14 protein-coding genes are annotated in these 15502 nt (G+C 66.5%); 8 read left to right on the forward strand and 6 right to left on the reverse strand.

The window, feature by feature from the left end; translation table 11 throughout:
- Nucleotides 1-37: 37 nt before the first annotated feature.
- The 6 genes from GJ698_RS01230 to GJ698_RS01255 all read left to right on the forward strand — a co-directional run bounded on the left by GJ698_RS01230 (nt 38) and on the right by GJ698_RS01255 (nt 4190).
- Nucleotides 38-796 carry a COG4705 family protein gene (locus GJ698_RS01230; protein WP_154355764.1) on the forward strand — a complete coding sequence of 253 codons (759 nt, stop codon included), beginning with the start codon at nt 38-40 and terminating at the stop codon, nt 794-796.
- A complete protein-coding gene (locus GJ698_RS01235) occupies nt 793-1155 on the forward strand; it encodes a histidine kinase (protein WP_154355765.1) in 363 nt (120 codons plus the stop codon). Before GJ698_RS01230 ends, GJ698_RS01235 begins: the two co-directional genes overlap by 4 nt.
- The gene (locus tag GJ698_RS01240) at nt 1145-1816 is read left to right on the forward strand and encodes a phosphatase PAP2 family protein (protein ID WP_166454773.1); all 672 of its coding nucleotides are present in this window, start codon (nt 1145-1147) and stop codon (nt 1814-1816) included. Before GJ698_RS01235 ends, GJ698_RS01240 begins: the two co-directional genes overlap by 11 nt.
- A 78-nt stretch (nt 1817-1894) precedes the next feature.
- A complete protein-coding gene (locus tag GJ698_RS01245) occupies nt 1895-2239 on the forward strand; it encodes a PepSY domain-containing protein (protein ID WP_229259782.1) in 345 nt (114 codons plus the stop codon).
- A gap of 5 nt (nt 2240-2244) precedes the next feature.
- A complete protein-coding gene (locus tag GJ698_RS01250; RefSeq protein WP_154355767.1) occupies nt 2245-2910 on the forward strand; it encodes a response regulator transcription factor in 666 nt (221 codons plus the stop codon).
- Nucleotides 2886-4190 carry a sensor histidine kinase gene (locus GJ698_RS01255; protein WP_154355768.1) on the forward strand — a complete coding sequence of 435 codons (1305 nt, stop codon included), beginning with the start codon at nt 2886-2888 and terminating at the stop codon, nt 4188-4190. Before GJ698_RS01250 ends, GJ698_RS01255 begins: the two co-directional genes overlap by 25 nt.
- Here the strand turns inward: GJ698_RS01255 and GJ698_RS01260 are convergent.
- The 5 genes from GJ698_RS01260 to GJ698_RS01280 form a co-directional block, all read right to left on the reverse strand.
- On the reverse strand, nt 4181-5584 hold the full coding sequence (locus GJ698_RS01260; protein ID WP_154355769.1) for an efflux transporter outer membrane subunit: 1404 nt from the start codon (nt 5582-5584) through the stop codon (nt 4181-4183). The genes GJ698_RS01255 and GJ698_RS01260 overlap by 10 nt on opposite strands.
- Nucleotides 5585-5594: 10 nt before the next feature.
- Entirely contained in the window at nt 5595-8720 is a 3126-nt protein-coding gene (locus GJ698_RS01265; protein WP_154355770.1) for an efflux RND transporter permease subunit, read from the reverse strand.
- An 11-nt stretch (nt 8721-8731) separates the two neighbouring features.
- Nucleotides 8732-9928, reverse strand: a complete 1197-nt coding sequence (locus GJ698_RS01270) for an efflux RND transporter periplasmic adaptor subunit (RefSeq protein WP_154355771.1) — start codon at nt 9926-9928, stop codon at nt 8732-8734.
- 107 nt (nt 9929-10035) lie between these two features.
- Nucleotides 10036-11424, reverse strand: coding sequence for a sensor histidine kinase (locus GJ698_RS01275; protein ID WP_154355772.1), 1389 nt, complete (start codon nt 11422-11424; stop codon nt 10036-10038).
- Complete coding sequence (locus GJ698_RS01280; RefSeq protein WP_154355773.1) at nt 11402-12088, reverse strand: response regulator transcription factor; 687 nt, start codon at nt 12086-12088, stop codon at nt 11402-11404. Before GJ698_RS01280 ends, GJ698_RS01275 begins: the two co-directional genes overlap by 23 nt.
- A gap of 121 nt (nt 12089-12209) precedes the next feature.
- On the opposite strand from GJ698_RS01280, the gene GJ698_RS01285 reads away from it, so the two are divergent.
- Nucleotides 12210-12887, forward strand: a complete 678-nt coding sequence (locus GJ698_RS01285) for a response regulator transcription factor (RefSeq protein WP_154355774.1) — start codon at nt 12210-12212, stop codon at nt 12885-12887.
- Nucleotides 12888-12958: 71 nt separating this feature from the next.
- Nucleotides 12959-13393, forward strand: a complete 435-nt coding sequence (locus tag GJ698_RS01290; protein ID WP_154355775.1) for a DUF2177 family protein — start codon at nt 12959-12961, stop codon at nt 13391-13393.
- On the opposite strand, the gene GJ698_RS01295 is transcribed toward GJ698_RS01290, so the two are convergent.
- On the reverse strand, nt 13394-15373 hold the full coding sequence (locus tag GJ698_RS01295) for a TonB-dependent receptor plug domain-containing protein (protein ID WP_154355776.1): 1980 nt from the start codon (nt 15371-15373) through the stop codon (nt 13394-13396).
- Nucleotides 15374-15502 lie beyond the last annotated feature (129 nt).

The following is a 15502-nucleotide window of genomic DNA, read 5'->3' on the forward strand; positions in this document are numbered from 1 at the left end:
TAATGTCGATAACGAACAACAAGCACGGAGCTGCCGTATGCCCATCCATCCCCGATCCTTCAACAAGGTGCCGCAAGTCACCCTGACGTTCTGGCTGATCAAGATCCTGTCAACCACCGTGGGCGAGACCGGCGCCGATTACCTGGCCGTCAATGCCGGCCTGGGCGTCGCCTATACCGGCACGCTGATGGGCGGCCTGCTGATCGTCGCGCTGCTGTATCAACTGCGTCAAGCTCGCTATGTGCCCTGGGTGTACTGGCTGACCGTCGTGCTGCTCAGTGTGGTCGGCACGCAGATTACCGATGCCCTGACCGACGGCCTGGGCATCAGCCTGTATGCCAGCACGGCGGTGTTCAGCATCCTGCTGGCGGTGGTGTTCGGCCTGTGGTATCGGCGCGAACGGACGCTGGACATCCGCAGCATCGTCACACTGCGCCGCGAACTGTTTTACTGGTCCGCCATCCTGCTGACCTTCGCGCTGGGCACGGCGGCGGGCGATCTGGCGACCGAGGCCCTGGGACTGGGCTTCCGTGTCGGCGTGGTGGTCTTCGGCTGCTTGATCGCGGCGATCTATGTCGCGCGCCGGCTGGGCGCCGATGCAGTGCTGACGTTCTGGCTGGCGTACATCCTGACCCGTCCGCTCGGTGCGTCGCTCGGCGATCTGCTGTCGCAGTCGCAGGAATACGGCGGCATCGGCTGGGGCACGATTAATACCAGCGCGGTGTTCCTGCTAGTGATCGCCGGCCTGGTAACGATGATCAGTCTTCAGCAATTCAACTCGAAGGAAAAATCATGAAAATTGCACGTATTGTCTCCGCCGCTCTGGTGGTGTTGGCTTTCATCTCCTGCGCTGCCCATGCCGCGGCGTTCAGCCGGCTGGGTGACCTCAGCCGTTTCCAGATCATCGCCCGCGACACGTCGACGCTGGTGGACAAGGGCGACCTGGCCGGCGCCAAGGCGCGCATCAAGGACCTGGAAACCAGCTGGGACCAGGCGGAGTCGGGCCTGAAGCCGCGCGCGGCGGCCAGCTGGCACGTGGTCGACAAGGCCATCGACAATGCCTTGTCGGCGCTGCGGGCAAGCAAGCCGGACCCGGTCCAGTGCAAGCGTGCGATGGCCGACCTGCTGGAAGCGATGGACCGGAATGACCAATAGGCCAGCGGATCTGGAAACGCCGCCGCGCGTGGCCAGGTACACCGGCGCGATACTGCTGTTTGTGGTGTTGCTGGCGGCGCTGATGTTGTTCGGCATGCTGGCGGAGGACGTGGCGGAAGGCGAGCATATCTTTTTCGATGAACCGGTGCTGCACTGGCTGCGCGGATTGTCGAACGGCCCGCTCGATCTTGCCATGAAAGCGATCACGTGGCTAGGTTCCGTCTGGGCCGTGGCGCCGCTGCTGGCATTGGCGTTGTGGCGGCTACGGCGCGAGCGATACGCATCGCTGTATCTGCTGTTGGCGAATGCCGGCGCGGCCCTGCTGAATCTGGCGGCCAAACACGGCTTTGCGCGCATCCGTCCGACCTATTGGGAACCGATGGTGCATGAAACCAGCTACAGCTTCCCCAGCGGGCATGCGATGGAAACCATGGCGCTGGTGGCGTCGTTGTGGCTGGTCCGGCGCCATGGCGTGCACCGCGGCTTCCTGCTGCTGGGCGTCGTCTATGTGGGCCTGGTGGGCGTGTCGCGCATGTACCTGGGCGTGCATTATCCGTCCGATGTGCTGGCCGGATGGTGCGCGGCGTTCTGCTGGTGCCACGGACTGGCGATGGCGATGCGGCATCATGACGTACGGGCGCGCCACCAGCTGCGGCGCTGACTTGCTCAGTGAACGCTAAGTGTGGAGCGTCAAGCTTGTCTTCAGCGCAGATTCGCGCTGACCTTATTGGAGGCTGTCATGATGAACAAACGTCAAATGTATCTTGCCGCGCTCGCGGCTGCGCTGATCGGCGCCGGTGGTTTTGCCTTCGCGGAGAAATCCGACATGAAGGAAAACGACGCGGTTGCCGTCACCAGGGCCCAGACTTCGCTGATCCAGGCCGTTACCGCCGCCGAGCAGAGCGCCGGTGGCAAGGCTGCACGCGCCGAATTCGAAGTGGACAAAAAGGGGCCGCACTATGAAGTCGAAGTCGTCAACGGCGCCAAGGTGTTCGATGTGCGCATCGACGCCGCCAGCGGCAAGGTCTTGTCGTCGGTGGAGGACAAGATGGACAGCGGCGGCAAGGAAGACAAGGACGACTAAGCGTCATGCGCGTTCTGCTGGTTGAAGACGATCCGATGATAGGTTCAGCCATGCACGCGGCGCTGAAGGAGGCCGGCTGCGCATCCGACTGGGTGCGCAATGGCAGGACGGCGCTCGATACGCTGTCCTGCCAGCGCTACGACGCGGTGCTGCTGGACCTCGGGCTGCCGGAGCGCGATGGCGTCGCCGTGCTGCGCAGCCTGCGCGCCGGCGGCAATCAGGTGCCGGTGCTGATCATGACGGCGCGCGACAGTCTGGAAGACCGCATCGCCGGCCTCGATGCTGGCGCCGACGACTATGTGCTCAAGCCGTTCCAGATGGCCGAGCTGCTGGCGCGCATGCGCGCCGTGCTGCGCCGCCATGCCGGCGGCGGCTCGCCGATTCTCGGCAATGGCGTGCTGGCACTGGACCCGGTCACGCGCGAGGCGTCGGCGCCGGGCGTGCCGCCGGTACAACTGACCCAGCGCGAGTTCGCGCTGTTGCAGGCGCTGCTGCTCAGGCCCGGCGCCATCCTGTCGCGCAGCGATCTGGAAGAGCGCATTTACGGCTGGGGCGAGGAGGTGGAGAGCAACGCCGTCGAATTCCTGATCCATGCGCTGCGCAAGAAGCTGGGCGGCAGCATGATTAAAAACGTGCGGGGTGTGGGATGGATGGTTTCCAGGAACGCCTGAAATTGTCCCTGCAATGGCGCCTGTCGTGGTGGTTGACGGTCGCCATGCTGCTGGTGGCGGCGCTGGCCGCCGCCGTGTCGTATCTGACCGCGCTGGACGAGGCCAATGAGATGCAGGACCAGACGCTGCGCCAGATCGGCGCGCTGTATGGCGCCGGCCGCCTGCCGGTCGTTGGCGCCATCCAGTTTGTCGGCGACGATGAAGCGCCGGTCATGATACTCGGCCTGCGGCGCACGCCGGCGGGCGGGCTGGCCGCGCTGCCGGATGGCATGCACCGCGCCACCATGAACGGCGTCGCCTGCCGGGTGCTGCTGCGCACCGTGTCGCCCGGCCTGCGGCTGGCGGTAGGGCAGGCGATCGCGTTTCGCGATGAAATCGCCAACCACAGCGCATTGCGCACCTTGCTGCCGCTTTTGTTGTTGATCCCTCTGTTGCCGCTGCTCGTGGTGCTGCTGGTACGCCGGCTGTTCTTGCCGGTGGCGACGCTGGCGCACGAAGCGGATCAGCGCAGCGAGCGCGAACTGCAAGCGCTGGCGCCGGACTTCCTGCCGCTCGAACTGCGGCCTTTCGTGGTCGCCATCAACCGCCTGCTGGCGCGCGTGGAGAAGTCCATGGACCAGCAGCGCCGTTTCGTGGCCGATGCCGCGCATGAACTCCGTTCTCCGCTGACCGCTCTGTCGCTGCAGGCCGAGGCGCTGGCTGCGACCGCGCTGCCGCTGGAGGCAACCACGCGCGTCGAAGCGCTACACCTCGGCATCGAGCGCAGTCGCGTGCTGCTGGACCAGATGCTGGCCCTGGCGCGGGCGCAAACGGTATTGCCACGCACGGCCGCAGCGGTGCCGGTGCTGGACATCTTCCGGCGCGTGCTGGAGGATCTGATGCCGCTGGCGGAGGCGCGACAGATCGACATCGGCGTGGAAGCAACTGACGATCCGCGCGTCGTCGGCGACGCGGTCGACCTGCTGATGCTGGTCAAGAACCTGGCCGACAACGCGATTCGCTACAGTCCCGCCGGCGGCAAGGTCGATCTGTGTACGCATGCGGACGGCGGCCAGGTCATCATCGAAGTATGCGACCGGGGACCGGGCATCGCACCGGAGCAGCGCGAGCGGGTGTTCGATCCGTTCTTCCGCGTGCTGGGCAGCGAGCAGTCCGGCTCCGGGCTCGGCTTGTCCATCGTGGCGGAAATTGCCCGCCGCATGGGGGCGACGGTGCGGCTCGACTGGACCGACGCCGCGCAGCGGCAAGGCCTGCGCGTGTCGGTGGTTTTTCAGGTCTGAGGCCGCCAGCCGCCGCCCAGCGCACGGTACAGGTCCACCAGGCTGGTCAACTGATTCAGGCGGGCCGTCAACAGCGACTGCTGCGCGGTGTACAGCGCGGTCTGCGCCGACAGCACGTTCTGGTAACTGTCCACGCCATTTTTATACAGCATGTTCTCCAGTTCCAGGCGGCGCTGCTGGTCTGCCGTTTCCCGCTGCTGCGCCGCCAGCTGCGCGGTGTAGGTGCCGCGCGCGGCGAGGCCGTCGGCCACTTCGCGGAACGCCGTCTGCACCGCTTTCTGGTACTGCGCCACGCCGATGTCGCGGCTGACCATGGCCACGTCCAGGTTGGCCTGGTTGGCGCCGGCGTTAAAGATCGGCATGGTCAGCGCCGGCAGCAGGGTCCAGGCGCCGGTGCCGGCGGCGAACAGTCCGCCCAGCGATGCACTCTGGCTGCCTGCCGTCGCGGTCAGCGACAGGTTGGGGAAGAATGCGGCGCGCGCGGCGCCGATGTCCGCGTGTTCGGCGCGCAGCTGCGCCTCCGCTTGCAGGATGTCCGGCCGGCGCAGCAGCAGGTCGGACGGCAGCCCGGCCGGCATGTCGGCCATGACCAGGTTGTCGTCCAGGCGGCCCGGCGGCGGCAGGTCGGCCGGCAATGCCTGGCCCACCAGCAGCACCAGCGCATTTTCCGCCTGCGCGCGCAGACGCAGCTGGGCCTGATAGTTGGCGTCGGCCTGGTCGACCGTGGTCCGTGCCAGCCGCAAGTCCAGTTCGGACACGGTGCCGGTGTCGTATTGCAGCTTGACCAACTGGTATGACGCTTCGGCGGCAGTGCGCGTGTCCAGCGTCAGCTTGAGCTGGGCGTCGTCCGCCAGCGTGGTCAGGTACTGGTCGGCGATTTGCGAGATCAGCAGGATTTCCGCCGCCTGGCGCGCGTGGCCGCTGGCCAGGTATTGCTGGAAGGCCGAGTCGGACTGGCTGCGCAGGCGGCCGAACAGGTCGAGTTCCCAGGCCGCCGTCAAACCGGCCGAATAGCTGCGGCCGGTCGATGCCGGCTTGCCGCCGATGCCGTCCGGCGTGTGGGCGGCGTCCATGTCGGCCTGGGCGCCGATCTGCGGCGCCAGCGCCGAGCGGGCGATGCGGTACTGCGCCTGCACCCGTTCGACATTCAGCATGGCGACACGCAGGTCGCGGTTGTTGTGGAGCCCCAGTTCGACCAGACGTTGCAGGCGGGCGTCGGTCAGCACCTGGCGCCAGTCGGTGGCGGCGGCGGTCGGCTTTTCGGCCGGCGCGCCTGGCGCGGCCGGGTAGAGCGCCGGCACGGCGCTGTCAGGCTGCTGGTAGACCGGTTGCAGCGAGCAGCCACTGGCCAGCGCCACCAGCAGCGCGCCCACGGTAAGAGTCAGAGTTTTCATGGTCGTGTTCCTATGCGGGTTGTTCGGCGCCGGCCTTGCGGCTGCCGAGCTTGTCCATGACGACGATGAAGAACATCGGAATCATGAAGGTGGCGAAGAAGGTGGCGGCCAGCGTGCCGCCGATGACGCCGGTGCCGATCGAGTTCTGGCTGGCCGAGCCGGCGCCGTTCGACAGCGCCAGCGGCAGTACGCCGAGCAGGAAGGCCATCGAGGTCATGACGATAGGGCGCAAGCGCATCTGTGCCGACTCCACCGCCGCTTCCAGCGCCGTGCGTCCCTGCTGCTGCAATTCGCGGGCGAACTCGACGATCAGGATCGCGTTCTTGGCCGACAGGCCGATGGTGGTCAGCAGGCCGACCTGGAAATAGACGTCGTTGGTCAGCCCCGCCAGCGAGGTGGCCGCCAGCGCGCCCAGCACGCCGATCGGGATTACCATGATGACCGAGATCGGAATCGACCAGCTTTCGTACAGCGCGGCCAGGCTGAGGAACACCACCAGGATCGACAGGCCGTACAGCAAGGGCGCCTGCGAGCTGGCCTGTTTCTGTTGCAGCGAGCTGCCGGTCCATTCATAGCCGATGCCGGACGGCAGCTTGGCGACCAGCTGCTCCATCGCCTGCATGGCCTGACCGGTGCTGTAGCCGGGCGCCGGCTGGCCCTGGATTTCCATCGATTCGACGCCGTTGTAGCGTTGCAGCTGCGGCGGGCCGTAGGTCCAGCCGGCGCTGCCGAAGGCGCTGAACGGCACCATGCCGCCGCTGCTGTTGCGCACGTAGAGCTGGTCCAGATCCTGCGGATTCATGCGGAATGGCGCGTCGGCCTGCACATAGACTTTCTTGATGCGGTTGTCGGTATCGAGGAAGTTGTTGACGTACTTCGCGCCCCAGGCGATCGAGAACGCCTGGTCGATATCTGCCGGGGCAACGCCCAGCACGGCGGCCTTCTCGCGGTCGATGTTCACCTTGAAGGTTGGATTCTCGGTCTGGCCTTTCAGGTGTACCTGGGCCAATGCCGGATCCTTGGCCGCCATGGCCAGCAACTGGTCGCGCGCCTTGGCCAGCGCGTCGTGGCCGAGGCCGGCGCGGTCCTGCAGCTCGAAGTCGAAGCCGGAAGCGCTGCCCAGGCCACGGATCGGCGGCGGACTGATGGTGGTGATGACGGCTTCCTTGTCATGCGCGAAATGGCGGGTGATGCGGTCGCTCAATGCGGCGGCGCTCTGGTTGGCGGCGGTACGCTGCGACCAGTCTTTCAGGCGCAGGAACAGCTGGCCCTGGTTCTGGCCACGGCCGGCGTCGTTGTAGCCGTTGACCATGAAGGTTGCTTCCACCACCGATTTTTCCTGGGTGCGCAGGTACTGGTCGACGCGGTCCAGGATGGCGCCGGTGCGTGCCTGCGTGGCGCCGACCGGCGCCTGGACCTGGACGAAGATGAAGCCCTGGTCCTCGTTCGGCAGGAAGGAGGTCGGCAGTTTCATGAACATCAGCACCACCGCAGCGATGACGACGCCGTAGATGATCATCCAGCGGCCCGAGCGGGCGGCGACGGCGCGCACGCCGTGCACGTATTTGTCGCGGCCACGGTCGAAGGTGCGGTTGAACCAGCCGAAGAAGCCTTTCTGCTTGGCGTGGTCCTCGTTGGCGGGCTTGAGCAGCGTGGCGCACAGCGCCGGCGTCAGCGACAGCGCCACGAACACCGACAGCAGCATCGAAATCACGATGGTTAGCGAGAACTGGCGGTAGATGCCGCCGACGGTGCCGCTGGAGAACGCCACCGGCACGAACACCGCGCACAGCACCAGCGCCACGCCGATCAGCGCGCTGCTGATCTGGCCCATGGCCTTGCGCGTGGCTTCCAGCGGCCCCAGGCCGTCCTCGTGCATGACGCGTTCGACGTTTTCCACCACCACGATGGCGTCATCGACCAGCAGGCCGATGGCCAGCACCATGCCGAACATCGACAGCGTGTTGATGGTGAAGCCGCAGGCCGACATCACGCCAAAGGTGCCCAGCAAAACGACCGGCACGGTGATCGACGGGATCAGTGTGGCGCGCAGGTTTTGCAGGAACAAATACATCACCAGGAACACCAGGGCGATGCCTTCGATCAGGGTCTTGACCACTTCCTCGATGGAGATCTTGACGAAGGGCGTGACGTCGTTCGGGTAGACGACCTTCAAGCCATGCGGGAAGTAGGGCGCCAGCTGGTCGAGTTGGGCGCGGATGGCGTTGGCTGTTTGCAGCGCGTTGCCGCCGGGCGCCAGCTGGATGCCGATGCCGCTGGCCGGGCCGCCGTTGTATTTGTTGTCGACGTTGTAGTTTTCCGGACCGAGATTGATGCGGGCGACGTCACGCAGGCGCACCTGCGCGCCGCCGGCCTGCACCTTGAGCAGGATGTTGCCGAAGTCGGTTGGCGTGCGCAGCAGCGTCGATTCGGTGATGGTGGCGTTGATCTGCTGGTTCGGCACCGCCGGCGCCGCGCCCAGCTGGCCGCCCGAAATCTGTACGTTTTGCGCGGTCAGCGCGGCGGTGACGTCCTGCGGCGACAGCGAGTAGCTGTTGAGCTTGGCGAGGTCGAGCCAGACGCGCATCGCGTACTGGGTGCCGAACACGTTCATGTTGCCGACGCCGTTGATGCGGCTGAGCGGTCCCTGGACGTTGGACACCACGTAGTTGGCGATGTCGAACTTGTTCATGCTGTTGTCGGTCGAGACGAAGCCGACCACCATCAGGAAGGAGTTGGTGGACTTGGTTACCTGCACGCCGCTCTGCTGCACCGGCGCCGGCAGCAGCGGTGTCGCCAGTTGCAGCTTGTTCTGCACCTGCACCTGGGCGATGTTGGGATCGGTGCCGGTGGCGAAGGTCAGCGAGGTGGTGGAGACGCCGGTGTCGTCGGTGGTGGAGGACATGTAGAGCAGGTTGTCGATGCCGCTCATCTGCTGCTCGATCACCTGGACCACGGTGTCCTGCATGGTGACGGCGGAGGCGCCGGGGTAGGTGGCGCTGATCTGCACGGTGGGCGGCGCCACCGGCGGGAACTGCTCGATCGGCAGGCTGGTCAGCGCGAGCACGCCGGCCAGCATGATGAGCAGTGCCAGCACGATGGCGAACACCGGACGTCGGATAAAGAATTGGGCCATGATGTCGCTCCTTAGCGCGCGCCGGCGGCGCTGGTGGCGGCCGAAGCTGGGGCAGGGAGCGACGCAGACACGGGCGCTGCCGTGGCGCGCACCTGCATGCCTGGCTTCACCTGCTGCAAGCCATCGACGATGACCTGCTCGCCGTCTTTCAGGCCGCCGGTCACCACCCAGTTGGCGCCGGACACGGTATCAGCCTGCAGCGTGCGCTGCGCCACCTTGCCGGCGGCATCGACCACCAGCGCGGTGACCTGCCCCTGCGGGTTATGGCTGACGGCAGGCCCTGGCACCAGGAAGGCGTTGGCGGCCGTACCCTGCACCAGGCTTGCATGCACGAACATGCCCGGCAACAGAACATGCTGCGGATTCGGGAACACCGCGCGCACCGTCACCGAGCCGGTGGCCTGGTCGACGGTGATGCCGCTGAATTGCAGCTTGCCTTGCAGCGGATAGACGCTGCCGTCTTCCAGCTTGAGCGACACCGCCGGCTGAACATTGTTGTCGGCCCGCAGCTGGCCGCTGGCGATGGCCTGGCGCAGCTGCAATCCGGCGGCGCTCGATTGCGTGACATCGACATAGATCGGATCGATCTGCTGCACCGTGGTCATCAGCGTGGCGGCGCTGGCCTGCACATACGCGCCCTGCGTCACCTGCGATACGCTGCTGCGGCCAGAAATCGGCGATGCCACCCTGGTGTAGCCGAGGTTGATGCGCGCGGTGGTCACGCTGGCTTGCGCCGCCGCCAGATCGGCGGCGGCCTGGCCTTGTGCCGCGACGGCGTTGTCATACGCCTGCTTGCTGATGGCGTTGCCGCCGACCAGCGCCTTGTAGCGTTCGGCCTGGGCATTGGCCGCGACCAGATTGGCGGCGGCCTTCTGCTGCGCGGCCTGGGCGTTGGCCAGCGCGGCGCGGTAGGGCGCGTCGTCAATGGTATAGAGCAGCTGGCCGGCGCGTACATCGGCGCCTTCGGTATAGGCGCGCTGCTGCACCACGCCATCGACGCGGGCGCGGACTTGCGCCACCAGATAGGCCGACGTGCGGCCCGGCAATTCTATACTGACCGGAACGTTGGAAGGATGAACGGTGACCACGCCCACTGCCGGCGCTGACGGGGTAGCCGGCGCGGCGGCCGGTTTGCTGCAACCGGCCAGCGTGGCCAGCAGCCCGGCCATGACGGCGCCGGAGATGAAGTGTTTTTGTTGAGCTCGCATGTCGATATCCCATAGATGTCGGCTGGCCGGTGACGGGTTGCCGCCAGCCTCCAGGGCATTCTGCCGGAGGGGCGGTTAACGCCGTATCTAGGGAATATGAACAATCGTTAAGGTAGCGTGCTGAGGCGCAGGCTGATGTGGCAGCCCTGGTCGCTGTCGTGAATGGCAACCTGCATGCCATGCAGGCGCGCCACTGCATCCACCAGGCTCAATCCCAGGCCGTTGCCAGGCAGGTGGCGGCTGCTTTCAGCGCGGTGGAAGCGCAGGAACACCGCCTCGCGTTCGGCGGCGGGGATGCCGGGGCCGGTGTCGCGGATGTCGAACTGCATCGCTCCCTGCCATTCGGCCAGGGTGACGGTGATGCGGCCGCCTTCCGGCGTGAACTTGATGGCGTTATCGATAAGGTTGCCCATGGCTTCGAACAGCAGGCTGGCGTCGCCGCGCAACGGCAGGCGCAGGCCTGGCGGCCGTTCATAGACCAGCTGGACCTGCTTGTCGTCGGCGCTGGGCTCGTAGAATTCCACCGCGTCGTCGGCGATGGCGGCCAGGTCGATGGCGCTGAAGCCGGCGCGGCGCGCGCCGTCCTGCACTTCGGAGATGCGCAGCATGGCGTTGAAGGTGGTCAGCAGCGACAGCGTTTCGGTGATGGCGGCATCGACCGCGTCGCGGTAGTCGTCGGCGCTGACGGCGCGGCGCTGCGCGCGTTCCAGGCCGGCCAGCAGGCGCGCCAGCGGCGTGCGCAGGTCGTGGGCGATGCCATCGCAGGCGCCCTTGATTTCATGCATCAGGCGCTCGATATCGTCCAGCATGCCGTTGACCACGGTCACCAGCCGGTCCAGGTCGTCGCTGGCGGCGCCGGACGCGCGTTGCGGCAGGCGCTGGCTCAGATCGCCCTGGACGATGGCCTGGATGGCGGTGGTGATGGCGTCCAGCCGGTGCACGGCGCGGCGGCCGATCAACACCGCGCCGGCCAGGCCCAGCAGCAGGGCCAGCAGCGCCGCCGATGCCAGCGCGCGTTGCAGCACCTCGTTGAATTCGTGTACCTCGTTCAGATCCTGCGACAGCACCAGCAGCTGGCCGTCCGGCAGCGGATAGGCGGCCACGCGCAATGAACGCGTGGTGTCGTTCTCGATCATCGACAGCGTGTACGGCTTTTCCAGCTGTGTCGGATGCGGGCCGGGGAAGGCGCCGGCCAGGCGGATGCCGTCCGGGCTGTACAGACCGAAGGGACGCTGGTTGTCCGGGTCCAGGCGGGCATGGTAGGCCACGCGCGCGATCAGGTCGGTGGGCGCGCTGCGCAGGATGGCGTTGCGTTCGCGCGGCAGCCAGTCGTCGATGCGGCTCAGGGCGTAGCTGGAAATCTGCTGGTACAGGAAGGCGAACAGCAGCGCCGCGATCAGGCTGTACAGGCCGAGGAACAGCAGCGCGATGCGGAAGCTCGACGCCCGCCGCAGGTCGTGCAGGCTCCAACGATTATTCGGCGGCACGGAAGACATAGCCCGAACCGCGTACGGTGTGGATCAGCGGCGCGGTGCCGTCCGGATCGATTTTCTTGCGCAGCCGGCTGATGTGCACGTCGATGACGTTGCTGCGCTCGTCGCTGCGGTAGTCCCACACGGCCTCGAACACCATGGTACGGGTCAGCACCTGGCCCTGGTTGCGGAAGAAGTATTCGAGCAGGCGGAACTCGCGCGGCTGCAGCTCGACCGGCTGGCCGCCCAGGCGCACGGTGTGCGTCAGCAGGTCCATGTCCAGCCGGCCCAGCTGGAAACCGGTGACGGCGGCGGGCGGGCCGTCGCGGCGGCGCAGCAGGGCGTCCAGGCGGGCGGTCAGCTCGATGAAGTCGAACGGTTTCGATAGATAGTCGTCGCCGCCGGCGCGCAGGCCGCGCACGCGTTCATCCACCGCCGACAAGGCGCTGAGGATCAGTACCGGCGTGGCGACGCCGGCGGTGCGCAGGGTGGACAGCACGGCCAGGCCATCCAGACCGCCTGGCATCATGCGGTCCAGCACGATGACGTCGTAGGTTTCGCCGGCCGCGCGCAGCAGGCCCTGGCGGCCGTTGTCGGCCAGTTCGACCTGATGGCCGTAGTCCGACAGCGCCGCCTGCAATTCCTGCGCGGTTTGTGCGTCATCCTCAATCACCAATACCTTTGCCATGCCGGCCGCCTCCGCAACTGCGCCTTAGTGCGCTACTATATTGCCTATTATGCCCCACAGTCGGCTACGCGCAGTTCTCGCCAACATTAAAAATAGTTCATGTCCGGAGGCGATATTCAGCATGCGATTACTGGTGATTGAAGACGATCTGCGCTCCGCCCAGTATCTGGTGCGCGGCCTGGCCGAGAGCGGCCACGTGGCCGACCATGTGGCCGACAGCGCCACCGGGCTGGCGATGGCGGGCGAGGGCATCTACGACGTCGTCGTGCTGGACCGGCGCATGCCGGGGCTGGATGGCATCGACTTCATGACCGCGCTGCGCCGGCGCGATCCGCAGATTCCGGTGTTGATGGTCAGTGCGCTGGGCGGCACGCAGCAGCGGGTGGAAGGCCTGCGCGCCGGCGCCGACGACTACCTGGCCAAACCGTATGCCTTCGCCGAAATCCTGGCCCGCATCGAAGCGCTGGCGCGGCGCAACGACGCCAGCCGCCGCCAGCAGGTGCTGACCTTGGCCGATCTGAGCCTGGACATGGACACGCGCCGCGCCCGCCGCGCCGACCGCGACCTGCAATTGCAGGCGCGCGAATTCGCGCTGCTGGAATACCTGCTGCGCCACGCCGGCCAGGTGGTGACGCGCGCCATGCTGCTGGAAGCGGTATGGGATTACGATTTCGACCCGCGCGGCAACATCATCGACATGCATATGCACCGCCTGCGCAACAAGGTCGACCGCGATTTCGAGGTGGCGCTGATCCACACCGTGGCCGGCGCCGGCTACTGCGTGCGTGCGCCCGCTTAATTCCGTTCAATAGTGCGCGCCTGGGAATAGGCTACACTCAGGCTTCCCATCCCCAAGGCCGAGGACGTCCCATGCTCACATCCGCTCCCGCTCAGGCACTCAGTGTGCAGCATTGGCTGCTCGCTTACAGCGGCGCCTTGCTGTCGATGCTGGCCCTGGACGCGTTGTGGATCGGCCTCTACATGGCGCCCGCCTACAAGGCCGCGCTGGGCAACCTGATGCTGGAGCAGCCGCGTATCAGTTCGGCTGCAGTCTTTTACCTGCTGTATGCGGCCGGCGCGGTGTTCCTGGCCATCGCGCCGGGACTGCGGGCACTGAGCTGGCAGACGGCGGCGCTGAATGGCGCGGTGCTGGGCCTGATCGCCTACGGCACCTATGACCTGACCAATTATTCGATCCTGAAGGGATGGCCGCTGGGCCTGTCGCTGGTGGATGTCGCCTGGGGCGTGCTGCTGACCGCGCTGGCGTCGGCCGCCGGCTGGTACGTCGCCGACCGCTGGGGCTGATTACCAGTCCTTGCGCAGGCGCAGCATGGCAAAGGGCTGGGTGCGCGTGATGTTGTGTTCGACGAAATCGACCACATTGGCCAGACGGTCGTTGCCGGCGTAGTGGGTGCGGTCGTAGCTGATGACGCGGCTGGCCAGGTTGTTCAGTTCCAGCGTCAGCATCAGGTTGGACGCCGGCCGGTAGTTGACGAAGGCGCGCGCCCAGCCGCTGCCGCTGCTGGTGTCGCGTTCGGCGGTCTGCCAGCTGTCGTTGCTCCAGCCGTTGTCGACCGAGAAGCCCCATGCCGTGCGCTGGCTGGGCAAGTCCTGCGAAAATTCGATACGCCAGCCCAGCGGCTGCTCGCCGGACAGCCGCCGCGTTTCCAGCGTGGCCGGATCGATGACGGACGAGGAACGCCAGGTGGTCGACAGCTTGAGCAGGCCTTGCGGCAGCGCCCAGCTGTCGGTGGGCAGGTTCAGCATGCCGGTGACGCTGTCGGCGCTGGCGTCGCCAATATTACCGGCGACGTCGTAGACAGCGTTCGGCGTGCGGATCTGCATGCGGTCGATGACGTCGCTGACGTGCGACTGCGTGTAGCTCAGCATCGCCGTGCCGCGCTCCCAGAAGCGGTATTCCACCGCGCCTTCGCACAGCCAGGTCTTGGCCGGCACCACGTCCGGATAGCCGGCCCGCAGCGATTTGTCGGCCATGCCGAAATACGCCGCCGCATCGCCGAAGTTGAGCTGGCTGATTTCGCGTTCCATGCGCAGGCGCAATTGCAGCACCGGCGTCGGCGACAGGGCCAGCCGCAGCCGTGGCTTGGGATAGACGTAGGCCTTGGCGTCCGCCTGCTCGGCGCTGGTGGCCAGGCTGGCGTGCGACACCTTCACGCCGGCCTCGGCGCTCAGCGTGTTGTCGACCTGCCAGGCCGACGACAGCTGGCCTTCGACCCGCGATTCCTGCACCCACGCGGCGGCCTGCGGATTGTTGCTGACGCTGCTGTCGTTGGTGGTGACGGCGCGCTCGATGCCGCCGCGGATGACCACGCCGTCCAGCGCCTGCCAGCTCAGTTGTCCGCCCAGGATCTGCTCGCTGGCGGTGCTGGTGGTGACCGAGTGGCCGCTGTTGCCGCCCGAGACAAAGCCCGAATCCGCATCGATGCCCGATGTGCGGTACAGCGCCTTGAGGTCCAGGCTGGCGCCATGGGGCAGATCGCGGGTATAGGCCAGCCCCTGTTCCAGCGTGTGGCCGGCATTGTCGTTGCTGTTGAGCGAACGGGTGGCGGCGTCGAAACTGGCCAGCGAGTGGTAGTTCCACGGATTGTAGGCGCCGTTCCAGTTCAGCTGGCCGTCCAGCAGGTCCTGGCCGTAGTTCAGCTTGATGGTCTTGTTCTCGGCGATGCCGGCGCCCGCCACCCGCACCTCGGCGGCCGGCGCCGAGCCGGCGTAGACCGTGGTGCGGTAGCCCTGGCCCTGGCCGGTGTCCGGCGAGCGCGACCAGCCCAGCGTCACATTGATGTTCTTGTCGCCGCGTTTCAGGCTGTAGTTGCCGTCCAGCGAAGGCGCCAGGCTGCCGTCCGGCATCACGTAGCTGGCGGCGTTGGTGGTCATGGACACCAGGTCCATCTGCTTGAGCAGCAGGTTGGCCACGGTGGCGTAGCCTTGCATGTCGATGCCGCTGGCGCCGCCGTTGATGACCTCGATGCGCTCGACCGCCGCCGTCGGAATGCGGCCCAGCACGTCGCCCAGCGCCTCGGTCTTGGAGGTCGGGCGCTTGCCGTTGATCAGCACATTGCCGGCCACGCCGCGCGAGGCGTTGCCGCCGTCGAAGACAAAGCCCGGCAGGCGGTTCACCATGTCCATCGCCGTGGCGGCCTGAAACTGGGTGAAATAGTCCGGATTATAGGGTTGAACCGCTCCATCAGCCGCGCCGGCATGGCCGGCGGCCGTCAGCGCGCAGGCGAGCAAAACTGCTTGGCGGATGATGGACGAGTTTGTCATCCCGGCATTCTGCAATGGTCATGCTGATTTCGCAACCAGGAATGCGCAAACAGGCTTTGTTTAGTGCTCGCGGTGTTGTCCTGCGTAATAAAACTGTAATCATTGCGCCATGCTCGCGTCATCGGTGGT

The sequence above is a fragment of the Duganella aquatilis genome, assembly GCF_009674565.1.
Taxonomy (GTDB): domain Bacteria; phylum Pseudomonadota; class Gammaproteobacteria; order Burkholderiales; family Burkholderiaceae_D; genus Rugamonas; species Rugamonas aquatilis.